Source organism: Edwardsiella sp. A.80236 (assembly GCF_044540725.1).
Lineage (GTDB): Bacteria > Pseudomonadota > Gammaproteobacteria > Enterobacterales > Enterobacteriaceae > Edwardsiella > Edwardsiella tarda.
Genome location: NZ_JBIUCY010000012.1, coordinates 104803 through 127226, shown reverse-complemented (window position 1 = coordinate 127226; position 22424 = coordinate 104803). Strand labels below are relative to the sequence as shown.

The following is a 22424-nucleotide window of genomic DNA, read 5'->3' as shown; positions in this document are numbered from 1 at the left end:
AAGAGACGAGTGAACTACAATGCAAAAAATTGTCGTGATTGCCAATGGGGCCGGTTATGGCCAAGAGTCGTTGTTTAATGCGTTGCGTCTGGCGTTGGCCATGAAGGAGCAGGCGGCGGAGATCGAGTTGAAGATCTTCCTGATGTCGGATGCGGTCACGGCGGCGTTGCCGGGGCAAAAGCCACACGAAGGTTATAACTTGCAGCAGATGCTGGAGATCCTCTGTGCCCAGCAGACGCCGATCCGCTTGTGTAAGACCTGCGCCGATGCACGCGGGATCGCCCACTTACCGTTGATCGAGGGGATCGCCATCGGCACGTTGACCGAATTGGCGGCCTGGACCTTGGCGGCGGATAAGGTTCTTACCTTCTAACGCCCCTGACTTTCCCCTCACCGCCCTGATGTGGGCGGTTATCCTCTCTACCCATTCGTCTGCTTATTATTTTCAGCGTCACGCGTCTTGCGCGCAGAATGGGTAACTTTCTCCGATTGCGCCTATTCTTGCTATTACGGCTTCATGTTACGCTAATGAATCTATTCTCCCGTTATTATACATTCTGCTTATTTAATTATGACTCACGGCGTGTTATTCCAGCCCCGCAAGGGGATGACCTTGTGGCGCATGGTAGTTGTCATTCTGCTATTTTGCCTATTCTCTAGTGCCTCGGCGTGGGCGCAGAGTGGTGACATCGATTCACGCGGCGAGGTGCAGAATCAAATCGATGCGTTGAATCGCCAGAAGAGCCTGTCCGCCAGCGATAAGTTGGTGCTGCAAGATCTTAACCAGACGCTGACCTATCTGGACGGTATCGATCGTTATCGGAAAGAGAGTCTGCAACTGAAGCAACAGGCGCAGCAGGCACCGGGCAAGCTGAATCAAGCCTTGGCCGGGTTGGAGGCGCTCCAGCGTAATAACGATGCCGCCGACGAGGCCAACTTCAGCCAGATGGGCGCGCGGCAACTCCAAAACCAGTGGGATAACACCCTGGAGGAGCTGAAGCAGGCGCAGGAAGATCTCGGTGCTTACAGCAGCCAGTTGATCGCCTTACAGACGCAGCCGGAACGCGCCCAGGCAGCGATGATGGCCAGTTCGCAGAAGATTCAGCAGATCCGCAATACGCTGGCCGAGGATAACCAGTTACGCCCCACTCAGCGCAATATGCTGAATACCGAACTGGCTATGCTCAACCAGTCGCTGGAGTATCAGCAGCAGAGCCTGGAAGATAACACCACCCTACAAGATACCCTGCAAAAACAGCGTGATTACGCCAATGCCCGCATCGCTCAACTGGAGCATCGCGTCCAATTGATCCGTCAGGCCGGCTACAATAAGGAGCTGAGTCAGCAGGAGAAAACGGCCCGTGAGGCACTCAATCCCGATGATGTGGCGCAGGATTTTACCCGCAATCCGCTCATCGCTCAGCAGATCGAGATTAATCGGGATCTGAGCCAGCGCTTGATCGATGCGACCGAAAAGACCAACACCCTGGTGCAGGAGAGTATTCGCGTCAAGAATTGGCTCGATCGCTCGTTGCAGGCCGAGCGTAATTTGAAAGAGCAGATCTCGGTGCTGAAAGGCAGCCTGTTGTTGTCACGCATTCTCTATCAGCAACAACAAAAGCTGCCGACAGAGAAACTCAGTAATGACGTGGCGGAGCAAGTGGCCGATCTGCGTGTCGCGCAGTTCGATATCAACGCCCAGCGCGACACGCTGAGCCAAGGCAGTGATTATGTGGCGAAACTGCTGGCGAGCAGTAAGGAGAAGCTGAGTGACGAGGCGGTCGGCGTACTTGAGGACCTGATCGATACGCGGCGCGATCTGCTGGATAAGCTGAATAAACAGCTGGGTAACGAGTTGACGTTGGCCATCAGCCTGCAGATTAACCAGCAGCAACTGCGCAACGTGAACGACTATTTGCAGCACACCCTGACGCAACAGATCTTCTGGGTGAGCAGCAACAAACCGATGAATCTCGCCTGGTTCATCAGCCTGCCGAATGCGCTACGCAGTCAGGCGGCCAACCTGCACCTCGATCTGAAACCCGCCGCCTTGCTGGATGGGTTTATCAGTTCGCTATATCTATTTATACCGCTGGTGATCGGTACCGGGTTGCTGTTGTGGCGACGTAAGGCGATCAACGCGCGTCTGGAGAAGTTAGCCGATGAGGTGGGACAGTTAAAGCGGGATGGCCAGCTGCATACGCCGCAGGCGATCCTGCTGACTATCCTGCGCGGGCTACCGGGTACACTGTTGATACTGGCTCTGGGCGTGATGTTCTACCATACCGCCACCCCACTGGGCGGGCTGCTATGGGTGATGGCGTTACGCTTCTCGCTCTTCTGGTTGATCATCAGCACCACCTATCGACTGATTTCGCCGGGGGGGGTCTCCGAGCGTCACTTTACTGTCTCGCCACTGGTCTGTGCCCACTATCGGCGCATGGTGCGGCGTCTCGGCTTCACCCTGATCCCGCTGATGGTATGGTGTGTCATCGGGGAGAAGTCACCGCTACAGTTGAATGAAGATGTGATCGGTCAGGTGGTGATCCTGATCACCTTGGCGCTCCTGACGGTGTTTGTCTTCCCGTTGTGTCGTGATGCCTGGCGCGAGAAAAACTCGCATAGCGTACGGCTGGTGTTGATCACCCTGTTGGCCATCGCCCCCTTGGTGTTGATGATCCTCACCGCCTGCGGTTACTTCTATACCGCCTTGCGGCTGGGTACCCGTTGGATCGAGAGCCTGTATCTGATGCTACTGTGGGCGGTGATCTACTCGACGGCGCTACGCGGCTTGAGCGTCGCCGCCCGTCGTCTGGCCTATCGCCGCGCCTTGGCCCGTCGTCAGCAGAGCGCCGCGGGCGTCTCGCGTGAGGGGGCGGAGGGGTTAGAGGCGGTTGAAGAGCCGCCGCTGGCCATCGATCAGATCAACTCCCAATCGTTGCGTCTGACCACCATGGTGCTGTTCCTGATCTTCGGCTGCGTCCTGTATTGGATCTGGGCGGATTTGTTCACGGTGATCTCCTACCTCGACAGCATCACCCTGTGGCACTACAACAGCGGTAGCGGAGCGAGCCAGATCACGCAGGCGGTGACGCTGGGGAATCTGTTGTTCGCCCTGATGACGGTGGTAGTGGCCTACATCATGATGCGCAACTTACCCGGCTTGCTCGAGGTACTGGTGTTGTCGCGCCTGCAACTGCGCCAAGGGGCCTCCTATGCCATCACCACCATCCTGACCTATGTCATTATCAGTGTCGGGGTGATCATCTTCTTCGGCTCGTTGGGCATCTCCTGGGATAAGCTGCAATGGATGGCCGCCGCGCTCTCTGTCGGCCTCGGTTTTGGTCTGAATGAGATCTTCAGTAACTTTATCGCCGGCCTGATCATCCTGTTCGAACGGCCGGTACGCATTGGCGACACCATTACTATCGGCTCCTACTCCGGCTCGGTGAACAAGATCCGTATTCGTTCTACCACCATCACCGACTTCGACCGCAAGGAGGTGATCATTCCCAACAAGGCCTTTGTCACCGAGCGGCTGATCAACTGGTCGTTGTCGGATACCGTGACCCGGGTCCTGATCAAGGTGGGGGTGGCCTATGGCTCGGATCTGGATAAGGTGCGCGAGATCTTACTGCAGGCGGCAGGGGAGAATCCGCGGGTGATGGCCGAGCCGGAGCCTCAGGTTTTCTTCCTCGCTTTCGGCGCCAGTACGCTGGATCATGAGATGCGCTTGTATGTGCGCGAACTGCGCGATCGTAGCTATGTGGTGGATGAGTTGAACCGGCGCATCGATCAGCTGTGTCGGGAGAACGACATCAATATTGCTTTCAATCAGTTGGAGGTCTATCTGCACAACCCGCAGGGTAATGAGGTGCAGGAGGTGAAGCGTAAGTTACCGATGGATCGACCCGACTTCCCAACGGCCTAACATGAAGGCGACGACGGCGCGCTCAGCTGAGCGCCGCCGTCGTCATTAGTGCGGGGCGTCCTGTGCGGCCAGCTTAGCCTGGTAGTCGCGTTGCACGATCGCCAAGGCAGCCAGGACGGTGTGGGCGGGTACGTCGTTGCTCTCCAACAGATAGATCAGATCGACGGCCAATTTGACTTCGTCGCTCTCCAGCTCCAGTGACATAGTGTTCCTTATGATCGGATCTTGCGATAGATAAAGAGTAATAGCATCGCCCCGATGACCGAGACGATCAGGCTTTTCAGGCTAAAACCGGCCGCCACATCCAGATGAAAGATGAGATTACCGAGATAGCCGCCGAGTAGGGCACCGGCGATGCCCAGTGCGACAGTCATGATAAAGCCACCGCCATCCCGTCCCGGCATCAGCCATTTCGCCAGCATGCCGACGATCAACCCCAGAACAATCCACGCGATGATACCCATGGTCAATGTCTCGCTTATGGGCCGAACCCCTGCTCGGCCATCGCTTCCAGTATAGCTAAGGCGTACGCATCAGCTTAGGCCGCGTTCACGCCGCTCGATGGCTTTTTCGATCCGGCGCAACGCTTGGCGGCAGCGTTGGAGGCGCCCCTCTAACGCCGCCAGCTCACGTTGTATCTGCTGCTGTTGTGCCAGGGTTTGGCAGTTCGCCAGGCGCCACTCGCGTTCGCGTATCATTGCTTGCAGGCGGCGTTCATAGTCTTGATGACGGGCCAACTCCTGGTAGGGGTCGCCGCCCGCGGACGCCGGTTGCGGCTCGCGTTGGCGTAGGGCCTGGGTGGCCTGTTCGCGTTGTAACGCCGCCATCTGAGCCAGCAGCCGCTCGGCGAGGAAGGCGACTTGTTGACGCTGGCTGGCGGCGACGGCGCGTTGTAGGGCGGCAAAGTTCTCCTGCGTCTCGCGTAGATAATCTTTTAACCGCGTACCGTGGGTGAGAAACAGGGCGCGATCGAAGCGAGAGCGCGCGGCGGGTTGTTCGGCCAGTGGCGCCAGATCGTGCGCCAGGCGTTGTAGACGCTGCTCCAGCTGTTGGAGCATTTGTTGACTCGACATAACCTGCCCTAGATGATAGTAACCATAGCGCATGGTACTGGAGTGGCAGGGAACGGGGCAAGCGAGAGAATGAAGCGCATAGTGTTGATCGTGGTGGGGTGGTTCGCCGTCTGCTTAGGTGGGCTGGGCGTGGTATTGCCCCTTTTACCCACTACCCCGTTCTTGCTGTTGGCGGCGGCTTGCTTTGCCCGTTCATCCCCACGCTTTCATCGCTGGTTGCTGTATCGCTCCTGGTTTGGGGGGTATCTGCGTCACTGGCAACGTCATCGCGGCCTGCCTCCTGGGGCACGTTGGCGGGCACTGATCCTGTTGTTGGCAAGCTTTTCCCTCTCGCTCTGGCTGGTGGAGCATAACGGCGTGCGTCTGCTGCTGCTGGCGATCCTCGCGGCGTTGCTGATTGGGGTGTGGCGCCTGCCGGTAATTGATGCATCGCAAGAAAAGTCCCCTTAATCGCGCTAGAGTAGTTGCATTTCTTCGGCGCTTTGCATAGATTTGAGCGTTTTCGTGCGCGGGTTACCTCCCTTTTCCGAGGGCTACTGGATGCCATTCCGGGGCAGATTTGGGGGAGTTTTAGGTGGCTTGCGTTAGCCCGAACCCGGTGTTTATCAGGCAACAAGTTATGACCGCTACAGCACAACAACTCGAATTTCTGAAACAAAGCATTAAGACCATCCCTGACTATCCGAAGCCAGGCATTCTTTTCCGTGATGTTACCAGTCTGCTAGAGAAACCCGACGCCTATGCACTGAGTATCGAGCTGCTGGCGGCGCGTTATCGCGCGGCGGGGATCACCAAGGTGGTGGGCACGGAGGCCCGTGGTTTTCTGTTCGGCGCCCCGGTCGCGCTGGCGCTGGGCGTCGGCTTCGTGCCGGTGCGTAAGCCCGGCAAGCTACCGCGTGCAACGCTGGCGGAAAGCTATGCGTTGGAGTACGGCACCGATACCCTGGAGATCCACCAGGATGCCATCGAGGCTCATGATCGCGTGTTGATGGTCGATGATCTGCTGGCGACCGGCGGGACCATCGAAGCGACGACTCGGTTGATCCGTCGCCTGGGCGGGATCGTTCACGACGCCGCCTTCATCATCGACTTGCCCGCGCTAGGGGGCGAGGCGCGTCTGGAAGCGATGGAGATCAACTGCTACAGCCTGGTCTCTTTCGACGGTCATTGATCGATCGCGTCTGACGACGGTGTCCCCCCGCGTGGGGCGCGCGCTGTACTCTGAGCCACCGCATTAGCGGTGGCTCAGCCATTTCTGGCGCGGGAATAAAGTCATGGGCATTGCGGCAACTACTGTTACAATGATCAGATAATCAGGCCGGACGGGCGCGTTGCTCGCCGGCGACTATGATGCTGAGCACGCTGGTCATCCCCCGGATGGGCGGCTTAATTTTTTATTCAATCAATGACGAATCATCGATGAGCTATCAGGTTCTCGCCCGCAAGTGGCGTCCACAAACCTTTGCCGACGTCGTGGGGCAGGAGCATGTTCTGACGGCGCTGGCGAACGGGCTCTCTTTGGGCCGTATCCATCACGCCTATCTTTTCTCCGGTACCCGTGGGGTCGGTAAGACCAGTATCGCCCGCCTATTGGCGAAGGGGTTGAACTGTGAGACCGGTATTACCGCCACCCCGTGCGGTGTCTGTGATAATTGCCGGGAGATCGAGCAGGGACGCTTCGTCGATCTGCTGGAGATCGATGCCGCCTCGCGTACCAAAGTGGAGGACACGCGCGACCTGCTGGATAACGTGCAGTATGCCCCGGCGCGAGGTCGCTTCAAGGTTTACCTGATCGACGAAGTACACATGCTGTCGCGCCATAGCTTCAACGCGTTGCTTAAGACGTTGGAGGAGCCGCCGCCACACGTGAAGTTCCTGCTGGCCACCACCGATCCACAAAAACTACCGGTGACCATCCTCTCCCGTTGTCTGCAGTTTCATCTGCGTGCGCTGGATCATGAGCAGATCCGCGCGCAGTTGGCGAAGATCGCCCAGGCCGAGTCGCTGGCCGCCGACGCGCGGGCGCTGCAACTGCTGGCGCGCGCCGCCGAAGGCAGTATGCGCGATGCACTGAGTCTGATGGATCAGGCCATCGCCATGGGGCAGGGGCAGATTACGGCCGATGCGGTCAGCCAGATGCTCGGCACCTTGGACGATGAGCAACCGTTGGCGCTGATCGAGGCGTTGACCGCCGCCGATGGCGCCTTGGTGATGGAGCGTGTGGAGCAGGCCGCCGGGCGTGGCGTCGATTGGGAAAATCTGCTGCTGGAGATGCTGACGCTGTTGCATCGGGTGGCGATGTTGCAGCTACTGCCTAGCGCCTTAGACAGTCAGTATGCCGCCGTTGAATCCCGTCTGCGCGAGCTGGCGCGTCTGCTGCCACCGGCGGATCTGCAGCTGTTTTATCAGATTATGCTCAATGGTCGTAAAGAGCTGGCCTATGCGCCGGATCGGCGCATGGGTGTCGAAATGACGCTGCTACGCGCGCTGGCCTTTCATCCTAAGGTTGACATTGCCGAGACGGAGCATGCCTCAGCCTTTGCCGCCGAGCATAGTGTGCCGCCATTGGTCGATGTGGCGCCTCAGGGGATAGTCGCGCCTCACCGCGCTGCCGTACCCATGGCCGCGGAGCCCGCTCTCCCCGCTGCCGCGCCCCCGCAGGCGGCGCCCGCCGTACCGGACAGTACTGCCCAGCTATTACAGGCCCGTTCGCGCCTGCGGCAGAAGGCCGCCGGAGGGAGCGACGTAAAAAAGAGTGAGCCGGCGGCGCAGCAGCGTGCGCAGCCGGCCTCCTCAGCGTTGGAGCGTCTGGCCAATATCAGCGAACGTGGTCAGCAGAAGATGGCGGCCGCGGCCGAGCAGCAACCGGCTCGCAAGGAGGCGTACCGCTGGAAGGCCCAGCATCGCCCGGAGCAGGTAGAGGCGCCGAAGACGACGCCTAAAGCGTTACGTAGCGCGTTAGAACATGAGAAAACCCCTGAGCTAGCGGCGTGTCTGGCGCAAGAGTCGCTGGCGCGTGATGCGTGGGCGTTAGAGTTGAGTCGCCTCAAGTTACCTAAGTTGGTACAGCAACTGGCGTTGAATGCGTTTCGTGTGCCTTCGGCCGAGGGAAGCGTGCTTCTGCATTTACGTTCGGCCCAGCGTCATTTAAACTCCGCCTCTGCACGGCAAACGCTGGCTCAGGCACTGAGCGACCACTATGGACGCGCGGTGGAGCTGAGCATCGTGGAGGATGATGATCCCCAGCAGCGGACGCCGCTGGAGTGGCGCCAGGTGATCTACGAAGAGAAGCTGGTGCAGGCGCGTGCATCGATTGCCGCGGATGGCAATATCCAGACCTTGCGGCGCCTGTTTGACGCCGAACTGGATGACGAGAGCATCCGACCCGTTTAACCGCTGTGCCGTGATGGCACGGCCCTACGTAAAAGAGAGAACGCTATGTTTGGTAAAGGCGGACTGGGTAACCTGATGAAGCAGGCCCAGCAGATGCAGGAAAAAATGCAGAAAATGCAGGACGAGATCGCCCTGCTTGAGGTGACCGGTGAGTCCGGCGCCGGCCTGGTGAAGGTCACCATCAACGGCGCTCATAACTGCCGTCGTGTGGAGATCGATCCGAGCCTGATGGAAGACGATAAAGAGATGCTGGAAGATCTGATCGCCGCCGCGTTTAACGATGCCGCGCGCCGTATCGAAAGCGAGCAGAAAGAGCGCATGGCTTCCGTCTCCTCCGGTATGCAGCTGCCGCCGGGCTTCAAGATGCCGTTCTGATGCAGACCAGCCCGCTTCTCGAATCCCTGATGGAGGCTCTGCGGTGCCTACCCGGCGTGGGGCCCAAGTCGGCGCAGCGCATGGCCTTTCATCTGCTGCAGCGCGATCGTAGTGGGGGCATGCGCCTGGCGCAGGCCTTGACGCGCGCCATGTCGGAGATCGGTCACTGTCGCGATTGCCGTACCTTTACCGAACAGGAAATCTGTACTATCTGCGCCAACGCACGGCGGCGTGAGAATGGGCAGATCTGCGTGGTCGAGAGCCCGGCGGATATCCATGCCATCGAACAGACCGGGCAGTACTCCGGGCGTTACTTTGTGCTGATGGGGCACCTGTCACCGCTGGATGGCATTGGGCCGCAGGATATCGGTTTGGATCGGCTGGAGGAGCGGTTGGGGCAAGAGACGCTCAACGAGGTGATCCTGGCGACCAACCCGACGGTCGAAGGGGAGGCTACCGCCAATTATATCGCCGAGATGTGTGCGGCGCATGGCGTGATGGCCAGCCGCATTGCGCACGGTGTGCCGGTCGGCGGTGAACTGGAGATGGTGGATGGCACCACGCTGTCTCATTCGCTGGCCGGGCGTCACCCGGTGAGGCGTTAACCCGCTCGTTGGCGACGGGGATAGATGCGCGCTATCCCCGATTCATTTTCTCGCCCCCGCTTTTCCTCGCCATGACGGCTTTCTCGCTTTTTCCCCCTTGAAAACCTTATGCCGATCCCCATCTGTAACATAACCCATTTGATCTGCGTGTTATCGATGAGAGGTAAAAGCGAATAATGAAAGGCCAAGAAACTCGTGGCTTCCAGTCAGAGGTGAAACAGCTTCTGCACCTGATGATCCACTCACTCTACTCCAATAAAGAGATCTTCCTGCGTGAGCTTATCTCCAACGCTTCCGATGCCGCCGACAAACTGCGCTTCCGTGCGTTGTCAAACCCGGATCTGTATCAGGGTGATGGCGAGTTGCGCGTACGCATCAGCGTGGATCGCGACAACCGCACCCTGACGCTGAGCGATAACGGCATCGGCATGACGCGTGAGGAGGTGATCGAAAACCTCGGTACCATCGCCAAGTCCGGTACCAAGGCCTTCTTGGAGTCACTCGGCTCTGACCAGGCGAAAGACAGTCAGTTGATCGGCCAGTTTGGTGTCGGTTTCTACTCCGCCTTCATCGTGGCCGATAAGGTGACCGTACGCACCCGTGCCGCCGGCGCTAGCGCCGATCAGGGCGTCTTCTGGGAGTCCACCGGTGAGGGGGACTACACCATCGCGGATATCGAGAAGGCGGATCGCGGTACCGAGATCACCCTGCATCTGCGTGAGGGGGAGGAGGATTTCCTCGACGATTGGCGCCTGCGTAATATCATCGGCAAATACTCCGACCATATCGCGTTGCCGGTCGAGATCCTCAGCAGCGAAGGCGAAGAGGGTGAGAAGAAGTGGGAGAAAATCAACAAGGCACAGGCCCTGTGGACCCGCAATAAGGCCGACATCAGCGACGAAGAGTATCAAGAGTTCTATAAGCACATCGCCCACGATTTTAGCGATCCGCTGATCTGGAGCCACAACCGCGTCGAGGGTAAGCAGGAGTATACCAGCCTGCTGTATATCCCCGCCAAGGCGCCGTGGGATCTGTTCAACCGCGACCATAAGCATGGGCTGAAACTGTATGTGCAGCGCGTGTTCATCATGGATGACGCCGAGCAGTTTATGCCCAACTACCTGCGCTTCGTGCGTGGCCTGGTGGACTCCAATGATCTGCCGCTTAACGTATCGCGCGAGCTGTTGCAGGATAGCCGGATCACACAAAACCTGCGTGCCGCATTGACCAAGCGTGTGTTGCAGATGCTGGAGAAACTGGCTAAGGACGATGCCGACGCTTATCAGACCTTCTGGCAGCAGTTCGGTCAGGTGCTGAAAGAGGGGCCGGCGGAGGACTTCGCCAACCGTGAGGCGATCGCCAAGCTGCTGCGGTTCGCCTCGACCCATAACGACAATGCGCTGCAAACGGTGTCGCTGGATGACTACATCGGGCGCATGAAAGAGGGTCAGGAGAAGATCTACTACATCACCGCCGATAGTTACGCCGCCGCCGCCAATAGCCCGCACCTGGAGTTGCTGCGTAAGAAGGGTATCGAGGTCTTGCTGCTCTCCGATCGTATCGACGAATGGATGATGAGCTACCTGACGGAATACGATGCCAAGTTCTTCCAGTCCGTCAGCAAGAAAGACGAGGCGTTGGAGAAGTTGGCCGATGAAGGGGACAGCGAGGCGCAGAAAGAGGCCGACAAGGCGCTGGAACCCTTCGTTGAGCGGGTGAAAACGCTGCTGGGCGAGCGGGTGAAGGAGGTGCGTCTGACTCACCGCCTGACCGATACGCCGGCGGTCGTCAGCACCGACGGCGACGAGATGACCACGCAGATGGCTAAGCTGTTCGCCGCGGCCGGTCAGCAGGTTCCGGAAGTGAAGTATATCTTCGAGCTCAACCCTGAGCATCCGTTGGTGCAGCGCGCCGCCGAACAGCAGGAGGACGATCGTTTCGCGCAATGGATCGATCTGCTGCTGGATCAGGCATTGCTCGCCGAGCGCGGTACGCTGGAAGATCCGAACCAGTTCATCAAACGCGTCAACGCACTGTTGTTGGCCTGATCGGCGACGAAATCGTATAACAGGGCGGCCTACGGGCCGCCTTTTTTTATGGCGATGGGCTGGAAATCCGTTTTTTTCTTGCTGCTGAGCAGGATACCGGCAGTTTCACGTTTCAGCCCGCTGCCGTCGCCTTGAGCCGATGGGCGTTATAATGGTAAGGTTTAGCGTTTTTTACATCTTAAGCAATAATCTGAGAGGAATTACGCGATGCGTATCATTCTGCTGGGCGCTCCGGGCGCCGGTAAGGGCACACAGGCACAGTTCATTATGGAGAAATACGGCATCCCGCAGATCTCCACCGGTGACATGCTGCGCGCTGCGGTGAAGGCGGGTAGCGAGCTGGGCAAACAGGCTAAAGCGATCATGGATGCCGGCAAGCTGGTAACGGATGAACTGGTCATCGCGCTGGTGAAAGAGCGCATCGCCCAGGAAGATTGCCGCAACGGTTTCCTGCTCGACGGCTTCCCGCGCACCATCCCGCAGGCGGATGCGATGAAAGACGCCGGTATCAACGTCGACTATGTGCTGGAATTTGCCGTACCGGATGAGCTGATTGTCGAGCGCATCATCGGTCGTCGCGTACATCCGGGCTCTGGCCGTGTCTACCACGTCAAATTCAATCCGCCGCAGGTGGAAGGTAAGGATGATGTGACCGGTGAAGATCTGGTTACCCGTAAGGATGACCAAGAAGAGACCGTCCGTAAGCGTCTGGTTGAATACCATCAGCAGACCGCGCCGCTGATCGGCTACTATGGCCAGGAAGCGCAGGCTGGCAATACCCGCTACGTTAAGATCGACGGCACACAGAGCGTCGATAGCGTCCGTACCGAGTTGGAGAAGGTGCTGGGCTAAGGCTGCCACGCGGCAGAATAAGGCGGCCTGCGGGCCGCTTTTTTGTCGCCACGACTTAGCTATACGACCAATGCCAGCGATTGGTGGGGGCGCGCGCAGGATGCTTTACAATAGCCTTATCGACATTGCAGTCAACGAGGGCCGTATGGCGGAAAAACAAGGGGTATTACTGGTTAATCTGGGGACGCCATCGGCCGCAACGCCGGCGGCGGTGAAGCGCTATCTGGCGGAGTTTCTCAGCGACAGACGGGTGGTCGATCTGCCTGCCTGGCAGTGGCAGCCATTGCTGCATGGTCTGATCCTGCCGCGGCGCGCGCCACGTGTCGCGCGTCTCTACCAATCCATCTGGACCGAGCAGGGATCGCCCTTGCTGGTCTATAGCCAGCGTCAATGCGCTGCGTTGCAGGCTCGCCTGGGTGAGTCGATTCCCGTCGCCTTAGGGATGAGTTATGGTGAGCCATCGCTGGCGAGCGCCCTGACGGCATTGAATGAGGCCGGCGTGACGCGGCTGCTGGTGATCCCACTCTATCCCCAGTACTCCTGTTCGACCAGCGCCGCGGTATTCGATGGCGTGGCCGCCTGGATCGCGCAGCAACGGCGCATGCCGGCGCTCACCTTCGTGCGTGACTATGCCGAGCATCCGGCCTATATCGCCGCGTTGTGCCAACGTATTCGTCACAGCTTCGCCGAGCATGGCCAGCCGGATAAGCTGTTGTTCTCCTATCATGGTATCCCCCAACGCTATGCCGATGAGGGCGATGATTACCCACAGCGTTGCCGGGCGACTACGTTAGCGGTGGTGGCAGAATTGGGGCTTGCGCCTGCGCAGTATGCCATCAGCTTCCAGTCTCGCTTCGGCCGCGAACCTTGGCTGACTCCCTATACGGACGAGACGGTTGCGACCCTCGCCGGCGAGGGGGTTAAGCACCTTCAAGTGATCTGCCCGGGTTTCGCCGCCGACTGTCTGGAGACGCTGGAAGAGATCGATGAGCAGAATCGCCAGACTTTCCTTGCAGCCGGCGGGCATCAATTCTCTTATATTCCAGCGCTGAATGATGATGCATCGCAGATCGATCTGCTACAGCAATTAGTCGCGGCGTGGCTCTCACCGAGCGTCGAGTAGGATGGTCGCTGACGACGACTGAGGGAGTGTGCTATTCTTGCAGGCTCCCTTTTTCTTTTTGCCGATAACACAGATGAAATTCCCCGGTCAACGCAAGTCAAAACACTATTTCCCGGTCAACGCCCGCGATCCGCTGCTACAGAATACGCAGCACAATGAAATTGATAAAGCCTATGTGGTCGGCATCGACCAGACGCTGGTCGATATCGAGGCCAAAGTGGATGAGGCCTTCATCGCCCGTTATCACTTAAGTAAAGGACACTCGCTGGTGATCGAGGATGAGGTGGCGGAGGCGTTGTACCAAGAGCTTTGCGCCAATGACCTGATCACCCATGAGTTCGCTGGCGGCACCATCGGCAATACCCTGCATAACTACTCCGTCTTGGCTGACGACCGTTCGGTGCTGCTGGGCGTGATGTGCGAGAACGTGAAGATCGGCAGTTATGCCTACCGTTACCTGTGCAATACCTCCAGTCGTACCGATCTGGATCATCTGCAAGGGGTGAATGGTCCGATTGGCCGTTGTTTTACGCTGATCAGCGATAATGGCGAGCGCACTTTTGCCATCAGTCCGGGGATGATGAATCAGCTCCGGCCGGAGAGTATTCCCGAGTCGGTGATCGCTGGCGCCTCGGCGTTGGTATTGACCGCCTACCTGGTACGTTGCAAACCGGGTGAGCCGATGCGTGACGCGACCATGCAAGCCATCGCCTACGCCAAGAAGCATCAGGTCCCGGTGGTGTTGACCCTGGGAACGAAATACGTCATCGCCGACGATCCTCAATTCTGGCGCGATTTCCTGCGTGAACATGTCACCATCGTGGCGATGAATGAAGAGGAAGCCCTGGAGCTGACCGGATTGTCCGATCCGTTGGCGGCCTCCGATAAGGCGCTGGAGTGGGTCGATCTGGTGTTGTGTACCGCCGGGCCGGTTGGGTTGTATATGGCGGGTTATACCGAGGAAGACGGTAAGCGTAAGACCCAGCATCCGCTGCTGCCGGGGGTGATCCCGGAGTTCAATCTGTATGAGTTCAGCCGGGCGATGCGCCGTAGCATGTGCGAGTCGCCATGCCGCATTTACTCCCATATTGCTCCCTATATGGGCGGGCCAGAGAAGATCATGAATACCAACGGTGCCGGGGATGGTGCGCTTTCCGCGTTGTTGCATGATATTGCGGCGAACGAGTTCCACCGTACCAACGTACCGAACTCCAGTAAGCATCAGCGCAGCTATCTGACCTATTCATCACTGGCGCAGGTGTGTAAATATGCTAACCGTGTTAGCTACCAAGTACTCAATCAACACTCGCCGCGCCTGACGCGTGGCTTGCCCGAGCGCGAAGATAGCCTGGAAGAGTCTTACTGGGAACGCTAAGAGAATGCTCCGTTATGGAGTGATGGAGCGAGAATAACGACAGACGCCGGCTTATTGCCGGCGTTTTTTATCGTCTATCTTCAATAGAAGGGCCGGCTTGTATGATCTCTTTGGGGAACGGGCTTCTCCGATAACGCAAGGGAGAGCGGTAACGCGATTTGGTCAAGAATTGCGTAAAAATGGTCAATGATCAACCATTTCTCTAACCGGAATACACCTTTTCACTTTCTGCAACGTGAGATTTAGCGCATATTCGACTGCTTACTAATAAGTCATACAATATAAAAATCAACTATAAAACAAAAAGATAGGAGATGTGTTCGCGTGAATTAAAATGCGCCTTAACCGCATACCATAAAAATCAATCAAATTAAAATTAGTTATCTATTTTATCGATTTTACTGTCTATCAGGTGACAATTAACCTTTGTGCAAGATTTATCATTTAATTAATTTAGTATTAAGAAATTACGCTTAACTACGGCTACGGGTATATAAAATAGTGAGTAATAAGTAGTGTCTTAATCCGCCATCTCTATATAGGGAAGTCGGGCTATTTAATTTTTATAAAAGAAACTAGCTACACCGCCTGATTTCCTCTCTATCGATAACGTGTGATTTATTAATCGTGGAGCCCTATGGCTACACTCGTAATATTTTATACGAGAAGTTCGTTCATCCTCATTCCGTACAGCAGGTGTGCGTGGATGTTTTATTCTATAAATGGAGTGCCAGCATGAAAAAGATTTTACTGCCTGTTATGGCCCTGAGCGCTAGCGTGATGAGTGGTCAGGTCAGCGCCGCCAACGGTACTGTTAATTTTACCGGTGAAATCATTAACTCTACTTGTCAGGTGAGTGGTGATTCAAAAAATATCGACGTATACCTGGGCAAGTATCCGACCTCCGCGTTTAAGGCGATCGGTGATAAATCTGCCTCTAAGGCCTTCCAGATTAACCTGGAACAGTGTGAGCCGGGGACTTATACCGTGCGTTTCGACGGTAACACCGTCGCAGGGCATCCCGATTTGCTGGCGGTCAGTGGTGACGGTTCTACCGCCGCGGCACAAGGGCTCGGTATCGAGATCACCGATATTAATGGTAAGCATTTTGCCATTGCTAACAAGGCGACAGGTGAGGAACCGACGGTGAAAGTTGTTGGTGATAAGAAGGCTGTCTTCAATTTGCAAGCGCGTTATCGCTCTTACGCCGATACGGTTACCGCCGGTCTGGCTAACGCGACCAGCCCGTTCACCATCGAATATAAATAATCATTTATTGTCATACGAGGCCAAGGAAGGTCTGTATAAGGAATAAAATGAAGAAATTAATTGCCGCATTATTGCTGACTTGGGCTTGTAGCGCCCAGGCCGGTATTCAGGTCGATGCCACTCGTGTGATTTATAATGGCGGAGAAAAATCTGCATCGTTGCCGATCCATAATGACAGTCAAGATGCCTACATGGTGCAAACTTGGCTGGATCAAGGTGATAGCAGTAAGGCCAGCAGTAAATTACCGATGGTGGTGGTTCCACCGATCGTAAAACTGGATGCGCAAAAATCGGCAATATTACGCTTCATCTATTCCGGTCAGGGTTTTCCGCAAGATAAAGAAACATTGCTATGGGTGAATGTGCAGGAGATTCCGCCCGCACCCAAACAAGACAATGTATTACAGGTTGCGGTGCGTACGCGCATTAAATTGTTCTACCGCCCCAGTGGCTTGAATACCACCTTGCCTCAACAGGTACAGCAACTGCGCTGGCAGAAGTCAGGTAATCAGCTGGTGGCGATTAACCCGGGACCCTTGCATATCACTTTCGGCACTATTCACCTGCAAGGCAGTAACGGTAAGCCTATCGATATCGAAGCCAACATGGTGGATCCACATGGCCGTTTGGCCATTGCTATTCCAGCAGGAGTGCACATCGGAAATACGATCTCTTTTAGCTATATCAATGATTTTGGGGGTCGTAGCGAAGTTAAAAACGCGTCTGTTCAGTGATAAAAAGGGGTGGAGTAGTGCAACAGAAACAGCTAAGACAACAGAGGACGGATGTGGCGCGCTGGGTGCGTCTGGCCATCTCTGCCAGTACGTTGTCGTTGCTGTGTAGCGCGACGGCGCGTGCCGAGTTCAACATGTCTTTCGTTCATGGCAGCGAGAATATTGATGCCGCTCAGGCCGTTGCCGAGGGCAATGCCTTGCCACCGGGAAAATATCCTTTTGCCATCTATCTGAACAAACAGCAGGTCGATAATAAGGACGTACGTTTCGTCGCCAAGGCGGGAGGCGCGAGCCAACCCTGCCTGACGGTCGAGGATCTGCTTAACTATGGCGTTAAACTGCCGGATTCGTTAAAACCGGGCAGCTGCGTCGACGTCTCGGCGACACTGCCGGGCGCGAGTGTGTCGTTCGATCCGGCGATTCAACAGATCGATCTCTCTATACCGCAGGTACTGTTAGCCGAACAGGCGCGTGGGGCCATTTCACATACCTTGTACGATCAGGGGATCAACGCCGCCTTCAGCAACTACAACCTGAATTATAACCGTAACGCGAATCATAATCCGGGTGGCGAGAACAGCGAGTATACCTTTCTGGCTTTGAATAATGGTCTCAACCTGTGGAACTGGCGTCTGCGTAATAACATGACGATGAATAAAGTCAGTGGCCAGTCGACGCAGTGGGACAATATCGCTACGTGGGCGGAGACCGATATTCCCGCGTGGCGTAGCCGCTTGGAATTGGGCCAGGCGAGTACCAACAACACGGTGTTTAATAGTATCCAGTTTCGTGGCGCCCAACTTTCCAGCGTCGATGATATGTTGCCCGAAAGCCTACGCGGTTATGCGCCGGTGGTACGCGGCGTGGCGGCGACTAACGCGCGTGTGGAGATTCGCCAGAACGGCTACGTCATTTATAGCACTAACGTGGCGCCAGGCCCCTTTGAGATCCGTGATATCTATCCACACTCTAATAACGGCGATCTTCAGGTCACGGTAAACGAGGCGGATGGTACGCGTAAGCATTTCACCGTGTCCTACTCCTCGGTAGCGAATATGTTGCGTGAGGGGATCTGGAACTATCAGGTGACGGCGGGGCGCTACCAAAATGGCAGTACGACCTATACACCGAGTTTTCTGCAAGGAACCGTCGCGCGTGGTATGGCCTATGGTTTGACGCCCTATGGTGGGGTGCTCGTGGGACAAAACTACCGTTCTGCGGCTCTCGGCATCGCGAAAAACATGGGGGAGTGGGGGGCGATCTCTTTCGATGCGGCCTATTCCGATACCGCGTTAGCGAACGGCGATCGGGCTCGTGGGCAAAGCTATCGCTTCCTTTATTCTAAGTCCCTCAACCAGTTGGGAACCAACGTACAGCTGGCGGGTTACCGCTACGCTACCTCTGGCTATTATGACTTCTCCGATGCGGTAGAGGAGCGTAGTCGTTGGCGCCAGGGGATCTACGAGAACAGTTATTACGATCCGAGCAAGCCACAGACGGGGATCGCCGATCTGGACAGCCGTAACCAGCATCGGGTGTACACCACGCGCTATGCCAACAAGCGGGAGCGGTTAGATGTCTCCATTAACCAGCAGCTGTGGCAGGGGGCAATGCTGTACGCCAATATTAGTAGCCAGACTTACTGGGGCGGCGGTGGTCGCGATCGTACCATCCAGTTGGGGTATAACGATGCGTTCCGTAGCATCAGCTATGGGCTCTATCTTCAGGATACGCGCAGCCAGTACGGTTATGCCGATCGCAGCATCAACCTCTCCGTCTCTATTCCCTTGAGCTGGGGACGTGACAATCGCTCAGTCTCGCTGAACTTCAGCGGCGCGCATAGCCGCCAGGGGGGCGACAGCTATAACGCCGGCATCAGTGGTACGTTGTTGGATGATCAGCGCATGAGTTACTCCGTGACCACCGGTCACAGTGAGTCGGGCGGCCAGAGCAGTGCGTTGAATCTGAATTATCACGGCGCTTACGGCAACCTGGACGGCAGCTATAGCTATAGCAACAGCTACAACCAGGTGGGGTTAGGCGCGTCCGGCGGGGTATTGCTCCACGCCGGTGGCGTCACTCTGTCGCAACCGTTGCAGAACACGATAATTTTGGTCGAAGCGAAACATGCTCATGGCGTGCGTGTCGACAACCAGAGTGGGGTAAGCATCGATCCCTTTGGTTACGCCGTGGTCCCGTCGGCGACGCCTTACCGCTTCAATGCCGTGTCGTTGCATACCCAAGACTTCCAACCGGGTTTGGATGTGCCGGTCGCCAGTAAACAGGTGGTACCGACGGAGAAAGCGATCGTGCGGGTACGCTTCGATACCTTCTACGGCGTGAGTCTGTTAATTCATAGTCGCCTGGCGCAGGGGGGCTATCCGGCGGTGGGGGCCAGCGTCTTCAACCAGCAGGGGCGCAATAGCGGTACGGTTGGCATGAATGGTGATTTGTATGTTTCCGGTGTCCAGCCGGGTGAAAAGCTGACCCTCCGTTGGGGGAACCAACCGGATCAGCAGTGCGTATTACCGTTGCCGCATGATCTCCCCCCACAGGGGAAAACGGCCGGTTACCAAGAATTAACCCTTTCCTGTCAGACTCAGTAAGGTGACAGTATGACGATAACGATAACCGTGAGACGGTTCCTGCTGTTGGCTCTGGTGATCTTCATGGGGCTAATTTTTAGCCGCCAGGCCTCCGCGCTCTCCTGTCGTGAGGGAAGCAATGCCTGGAGCCGTTATCCGATCGGTGATATTACCCAACTGATTGATATCGGCCAGCCGATCATTCTATCGGCATCCGATTTTAGCGCGGGTAACCTGATTTGGCGCTCGCGGAACTTCACGACGACCCTGACTTGCTGGGATAACTGGAATACGGGGCGAGGGGAGCATGCTTATATCTACTGGAATCCACGTAGTGCCTTCGGTAATTTGCATCGCTCCTTGGCGATCGGTGTATCGATTAACGGGATCGACTATGACAACGTTAACCTGCGGCAGAGCGGTAATCGGCCGAGTGGGCCAGATCTGGGTGAAGGGACTTCGACCGACAGTTGGGGATATGCCCGGCCACGTACGTTAACCGTCAGCTATTCGGTCTATATCAAGGCGACCGGCCTCCCTCCGCCACCAGGGGATTTCCCCGCGTTGGGATTGCCGTCGCTGTTTCAGGTGGATGGTGTTGGGGGGCTGGATGCGCGTCCCAATGGGAACTTCAATGCTTACATCTCCGGTTTGGATAAGATCCGGGTGATCCACTGCAACCCGCAGATTAATGTGCAAACCAACGGCGGCAATAGCATCAACTTTGGTACGCTCAGCGCCGCCAAGGCACGCCCAGGGGTGATCGCCGCTCAGCAGCCCTTTACCATTACGGCGAAATTGCTGGGTGGCCAGTGCGGCGGCCAGCAGTTGCAGGCGAGCTTCAGTACCCTGAAGCCGGATGTCAGCGATCGCACGTTGATCCTGCCTGATACCGATCCTGGCGTGGGGATCTTTCTGAGTAAGGCGAGTGATCCCTCGCAGCCGATTCCGCTGCAGACCAATGTCGACTTCGGCCGGAAGTTACACGACAAGCAGCATGAAGTCAGTGAGAACTTCGTTGCCAATCTGAAGTGGCTGACCGACCGACCTAAGGCCGGTAAGTTCCACGCGACGGCCAACGTCGATATTACCTTCAAATAATCGCTAGCGGCGCCCCCGTGCGCCGCTAGCTTGTTCACCTCCTCTTCTCGCGTCTGTCTCCGTACTGACCCGCGGTGTATACCCAATCGCCTATTAAGTGATACTCATCACAATAACTGACTGATATATCGGCATAAGCGTGGCTTAACTCAGGTTAAAATAGCGGCGTTTGCTATCTTATTCCTGTTCGTAGGCAGTCAGGCATGGATGGCTCGTTATCGCGACAAGGAGAGATGGCAATGAGAGTAACTTATCGGGGGGTAGCCTGTGCCGTGGCGCTGACACTGGCGATGGCGCCGGGCTGGTCGTTGGCGTGGGAAAAAGATAAAACCTATAACCTGACAATACTACACACGAATGACCATCACGGTCATTTCTGGCAGAACGACCAGGAGGAGTATGGCCTGGCGGCACAGAAGACCTTGGTCGATCGGCTGCGCGCCGAGATTGCCGCCAAGGGGGGCTCGGTGCTGCTGCTGTCTGGTGGTGATATCAATACCGGGGTGCCGGAGTCCGACTTGCAGGACGCTGAACCCGATTTTCGTGGTATGAATCTGGTGGGCTATGATGCCATGGCCATCGGTAACCATGAGTTCGACAATCCGCTGAGTGTCTTGCGCCAGCAGCAGAAGTGGGCCACGTTCCCCCTGTTATCGGCCAATATTTATGCCCAGGACAGCGGTAAGCGCCTGTTCCAGCCCTATCAGATGTTCGATCGTCAGGGGATCCGCATCGCGGTGATCGGCCTGACCACCGATGATACGGCCAAGATCGGTAACCCGGAGTACCTGGAGAATATCGAGTTCCGGCCACCGGCGGCAGAAGCGCGCCAACTGGTGGAGCAATTACGCGCTCAGCAGAAGCCCGATGTGGTGATCGCCGCGACGCATATGGGCCATTATGACAACGGTGCCCATGGCTCGAACGCGCCCGGCGACGTGGAGATGGCGCGCGCCCTGCCGGAGGGATATCTGGATATGATTGTCGGCGGCCACTCCCAGGATCCGGTGTGTATGGCGGCGGAGAATCGCAAGCAGAGCGATTATGTGCCGGGCACGCCCTGCGCGCCAGATCGGCAGAACGGCACCTGGATCGTCCAGGCACATGAGTGGGGGAAATATGTCGGCCGGGCCGATTTCACCTTCCGTAACGGTGAGCTGACCCTACAACATTATCAATTGATCCCCGTCAACCTGAACCGGCAAGAGAAACAGGCCGATGGAACCAAGCAGCGTATCTATTATACCGAACAGATCCCGCAGGATACGGCGATGCTGCAGTTGTTAACCCCGTTCCAGGAGCAGGGACAGGCCGCCTTAGGGGTAAAGATCGGGCGTGTTGAGGGGCGTCTGGAAGGCGATCGCAGTAAGGTGCGTTTCGAGCAGACGAATATGGGGCATCTACTGTTGGCGGCGCAGATGGAGCGGACGCAAGCCGATCTGGGCGTGATGAGCGGCGGCGGCGTACGTGATTCCATGGCTGGCGGTGACATCAGCTATAAGGATGTCCTTAAGGTGCAGCCGTTTGGTAACACCGTGGCGTATGTTGATATGACAGGCGCCGAGCTGGAGAAATATCTGGGCATGGTGGCGAACAAGAAGCCCAACTCCGGTGCCTATGCTCAGTTTGCCAATGTCAGTCTGATCGCCGATGGCAAGCAGGGCGTTAGCCAGGTGAAGATCAAAGGACAGCCGCTGGCCGCCGATAAGACCTACCGTCTGGCATTGCTCAGTTTTAACGCCAGTGGTGGCGACGACTACCCTAACGTTACTCAGCATCCTGCTTACGTGAATACCGGGTTCGTCGATGCCGAAGTGTTGAAGGATTACATCCAGCGTCACTCGCCGATTAAGGCGGCCGACTACCAGCCGCAAGGCGAGATCGTCTACCGCGATTAAGCTGGGTTAGCTTACGCCATTCACGGCGGTGTTAATTACGTTAACGGCATGCCAGGCATGCC

The 22424-nt window shown here is 56.8% G+C and carries 19 protein-coding genes; 16 read left to right on the top strand and 3 right to left on the bottom strand.

The annotated features are described in order from the left end of the window. Nucleotides 1-19: 19 nt before the first annotated feature. On the top strand, nucleotides 20-373 hold the full coding sequence (locus tag ACEQFP_RS11745; RefSeq protein WP_005283542.1) for a DsrE/DsrF/TusD sulfur relay family protein: 354 nt from the start codon (nucleotides 20-22) through the stop codon (nucleotides 371-373). A gap of 198 nt (nucleotides 374-571) precedes the next feature. Then, the gene (mscK, locus tag ACEQFP_RS11740; RefSeq protein WP_370546907.1) at nucleotides 572-3931 is read left to right on the top strand and encodes a mechanosensitive channel MscK; all 3360 of its coding nucleotides are present in this window, start codon (nucleotides 572-574) and stop codon (nucleotides 3929-3931) included. Between the two features lie 45 nt (nucleotides 3932-3976). Here the strand turns inward: mscK and rsmS are convergent, their stop codons facing one another. From rsmS to priC, 3 genes are all read right to left on the bottom strand, one after another. Continuing rightward, nucleotides 3977-4135, bottom strand: coding sequence for a pleiotropic regulatory protein RsmS (rsmS, locus tag ACEQFP_RS11735; protein ID WP_005283550.1), 159 nt, complete (start codon nucleotides 4133-4135; stop codon nucleotides 3977-3979). Nucleotides 4136-4143: 8 nt separating this feature from the next. Further along, on the bottom strand, nucleotides 4144-4395 hold the full coding sequence (locus ACEQFP_RS11730; protein WP_005283553.1) for a GlsB/YeaQ/YmgE family stress response membrane protein: 252 nt from the start codon (nucleotides 4393-4395) through the stop codon (nucleotides 4144-4146). A 69-nt stretch (nucleotides 4396-4464) separates the two neighbouring features. After that, nucleotides 4465-5004, bottom strand: coding sequence for a primosomal replication protein PriC (priC, locus tag ACEQFP_RS11725; RefSeq protein WP_005283556.1), 540 nt, complete (start codon nucleotides 5002-5004; stop codon nucleotides 4465-4467). Between the two features lie 69 nt (nucleotides 5005-5073). Here priC and ACEQFP_RS11720 point away from each other — a divergent pair, with 69 nt between their 5' ends. From ACEQFP_RS11720 to ushA, 14 genes are all read left to right on the top strand, one after another. After that, nucleotides 5074-5454: a DUF454 family protein gene (locus ACEQFP_RS11720; protein ID WP_035594374.1), complete on the top strand. Its 381-nt coding sequence runs from the start codon at nucleotides 5074-5076 to the stop codon at nucleotides 5452-5454. Nucleotides 5455-5623: 169 nt separating this feature from the next. Further along, entirely contained in the window at nucleotides 5624-6175 is a 552-nt protein-coding gene (gene apt, locus ACEQFP_RS11715; protein WP_005283561.1) for an adenine phosphoribosyltransferase, read from the top strand. A gap of 248 nt (nucleotides 6176-6423) precedes the next feature. Further along, nucleotides 6424-8397: a DNA polymerase III subunit gamma/tau gene (dnaX, locus tag ACEQFP_RS11710; RefSeq protein WP_370546906.1), complete on the top strand. Its 1974-nt coding sequence runs from the start codon at nucleotides 6424-6426 to the stop codon at nucleotides 8395-8397. A 45-nt stretch (nucleotides 8398-8442) separates the two neighbouring features. After that, on the top strand, nucleotides 8443-8772 hold the full coding sequence (locus ACEQFP_RS11705; RefSeq protein WP_005283566.1) for a YbaB/EbfC family nucleoid-associated protein: 330 nt from the start codon (nucleotides 8443-8445) through the stop codon (nucleotides 8770-8772). Beyond that, complete coding sequence (recR, locus tag ACEQFP_RS11700) at nucleotides 8772-9377, top strand: recombination mediator RecR (RefSeq protein ID WP_005283568.1); 606 nt, start codon at nucleotides 8772-8774, stop codon at nucleotides 9375-9377. The genes ACEQFP_RS11705 and recR overlap by 1 nt, the downstream gene beginning before the upstream one ends. Before the next feature lie 176 nt (nucleotides 9378-9553). Beyond that, complete coding sequence (gene htpG / locus ACEQFP_RS11695; RefSeq protein WP_035602010.1) at nucleotides 9554-11425, top strand: molecular chaperone HtpG; 1872 nt, start codon at nucleotides 9554-9556, stop codon at nucleotides 11423-11425. Between the two features lie 207 nt (nucleotides 11426-11632). Continuing rightward, a complete protein-coding gene (adk, locus tag ACEQFP_RS11690; protein WP_005283578.1) occupies nucleotides 11633-12277 on the top strand; it encodes an adenylate kinase in 645 nt (214 codons plus the stop codon). A gap of 145 nt (nucleotides 12278-12422) precedes the next feature. Next, the gene (hemH, locus tag ACEQFP_RS11685; RefSeq protein WP_005296638.1) at nucleotides 12423-13400 is read left to right on the top strand and encodes a ferrochelatase; all 978 of its coding nucleotides are present in this window, start codon (nucleotides 12423-12425) and stop codon (nucleotides 13398-13400) included. A 73-nt stretch (nucleotides 13401-13473) separates the two neighbouring features. Then, nucleotides 13474-14775 carry an inosine/guanosine kinase gene (locus ACEQFP_RS11680; RefSeq protein ID WP_035599469.1) on the top strand — a complete coding sequence of 434 codons (1302 nt, stop codon included), beginning with the start codon at nucleotides 13474-13476 and terminating at the stop codon, nucleotides 14773-14775. A 735-nt stretch (nucleotides 14776-15510) separates the two neighbouring features. Continuing rightward, nucleotides 15511-16044 (top strand): fimbrial protein, encoded by a 534-nt coding sequence (locus ACEQFP_RS11675; RefSeq protein ID WP_005283605.1) that lies wholly within the window; start codon nucleotides 15511-15513, stop codon nucleotides 16042-16044. Nucleotides 16045-16091: 47 nt separating this feature from the next. Next, nucleotides 16092-16778, top strand: coding sequence for a molecular chaperone (locus tag ACEQFP_RS11670; RefSeq protein ID WP_005283607.1), 687 nt, complete (start codon nucleotides 16092-16094; stop codon nucleotides 16776-16778). 17 nt (nucleotides 16779-16795) lie between these two features. Beyond that, complete coding sequence (locus ACEQFP_RS11665) at nucleotides 16796-19384, top strand: fimbria/pilus outer membrane usher protein (RefSeq protein WP_370555187.1); 2589 nt, start codon at nucleotides 16796-16798, stop codon at nucleotides 19382-19384. A 9-nt stretch (nucleotides 19385-19393) separates the two neighbouring features. Next, complete coding sequence (locus ACEQFP_RS11660) at nucleotides 19394-20464, top strand: fimbrial protein (RefSeq protein ID WP_370546904.1); 1071 nt, start codon at nucleotides 19394-19396, stop codon at nucleotides 20462-20464. Between the two features lie 239 nt (nucleotides 20465-20703). After that, a complete protein-coding gene (ushA, locus tag ACEQFP_RS11655) occupies nucleotides 20704-22362 on the top strand; it encodes a bifunctional UDP-sugar hydrolase/5'-nucleotidase UshA (protein ID WP_370546903.1) in 1659 nt (552 codons plus the stop codon). Nucleotides 22363-22424: the final 62 nt, after the last annotated feature.

Bases quoted from the DNA above. Each gene is read 5' to 3' on its own strand.
- recR (WP_005283568.1), top strand. From the start codon at position 8,772: ATGCAGACCAGCCCGCTTCTCGAATCCCTGATGGAGGCTCTGCGGTGC.
- priC (WP_005283556.1), bottom strand. From the start codon at position 5,004: ATGTCGAGTCAACAAATGCTCCAACAGCTGGAGCAGCGTCTACAACGC.
- ACEQFP_RS11660 (WP_370546904.1), top strand. From the start codon at position 19,394: ATGACGATAACGATAACCGTGAGACGGTTCCTGCTGTTGGCTCTGGTG.
- ACEQFP_RS11675 (WP_005283605.1), top strand. From the start codon at position 15,511: ATGAAAAAGATTTTACTGCCTGTTATGGCCCTGAGCGCTAGCGTGATG.
- ACEQFP_RS11745 (WP_005283542.1), top strand. From the start codon at position 20: ATGCAAAAAATTGTCGTGATTGCCAATGGGGCCGGTTATGGCCAAGAG.
- ushA (WP_370546903.1), top strand. From the start codon at position 20,704: ATGAGAGTAACTTATCGGGGGGTAGCCTGTGCCGTGGCGCTGACACTG.
- rsmS (WP_005283550.1), bottom strand. From the start codon at position 4,135: ATGTCACTGGAGCTGGAGAGCGACGAAGTCAAATTGGCCGTCGATCTG.
- apt (WP_005283561.1), top strand. From the start codon at position 5,624: ATGACCGCTACAGCACAACAACTCGAATTTCTGAAACAAAGCATTAAG.
- ACEQFP_RS11670 (WP_005283607.1), top strand. From the start codon at position 16,092: ATGAAGAAATTAATTGCCGCATTATTGCTGACTTGGGCTTGTAGCGCC.
- mscK (WP_370546907.1), top strand. From the start codon at position 572: ATGACTCACGGCGTGTTATTCCAGCCCCGCAAGGGGATGACCTTGTGG.
- adk (WP_005283578.1), top strand. From the start codon at position 11,633: ATGCGTATCATTCTGCTGGGCGCTCCGGGCGCCGGTAAGGGCACACAG.
- hemH (WP_005296638.1), top strand. From the start codon at position 12,423: ATGGCGGAAAAACAAGGGGTATTACTGGTTAATCTGGGGACGCCATCG.
- ACEQFP_RS11680 (WP_035599469.1), top strand. From the start codon at position 13,474: ATGAAATTCCCCGGTCAACGCAAGTCAAAACACTATTTCCCGGTCAAC.
- dnaX (WP_370546906.1), top strand. From the start codon at position 6,424: ATGAGCTATCAGGTTCTCGCCCGCAAGTGGCGTCCACAAACCTTTGCC.
- ACEQFP_RS11730 (WP_005283553.1), bottom strand. From the start codon at position 4,395: ATGGGTATCATCGCGTGGATTGTTCTGGGGTTGATCGTCGGCATGCTG.
- htpG (WP_035602010.1), top strand. From the start codon at position 9,554: ATGAAAGGCCAAGAAACTCGTGGCTTCCAGTCAGAGGTGAAACAGCTT.
- ACEQFP_RS11720 (WP_035594374.1), top strand. From the start codon at position 5,074: ATGAAGCGCATAGTGTTGATCGTGGTGGGGTGGTTCGCCGTCTGCTTA.
- ACEQFP_RS11705 (WP_005283566.1), top strand. From the start codon at position 8,443: ATGTTTGGTAAAGGCGGACTGGGTAACCTGATGAAGCAGGCCCAGCAG.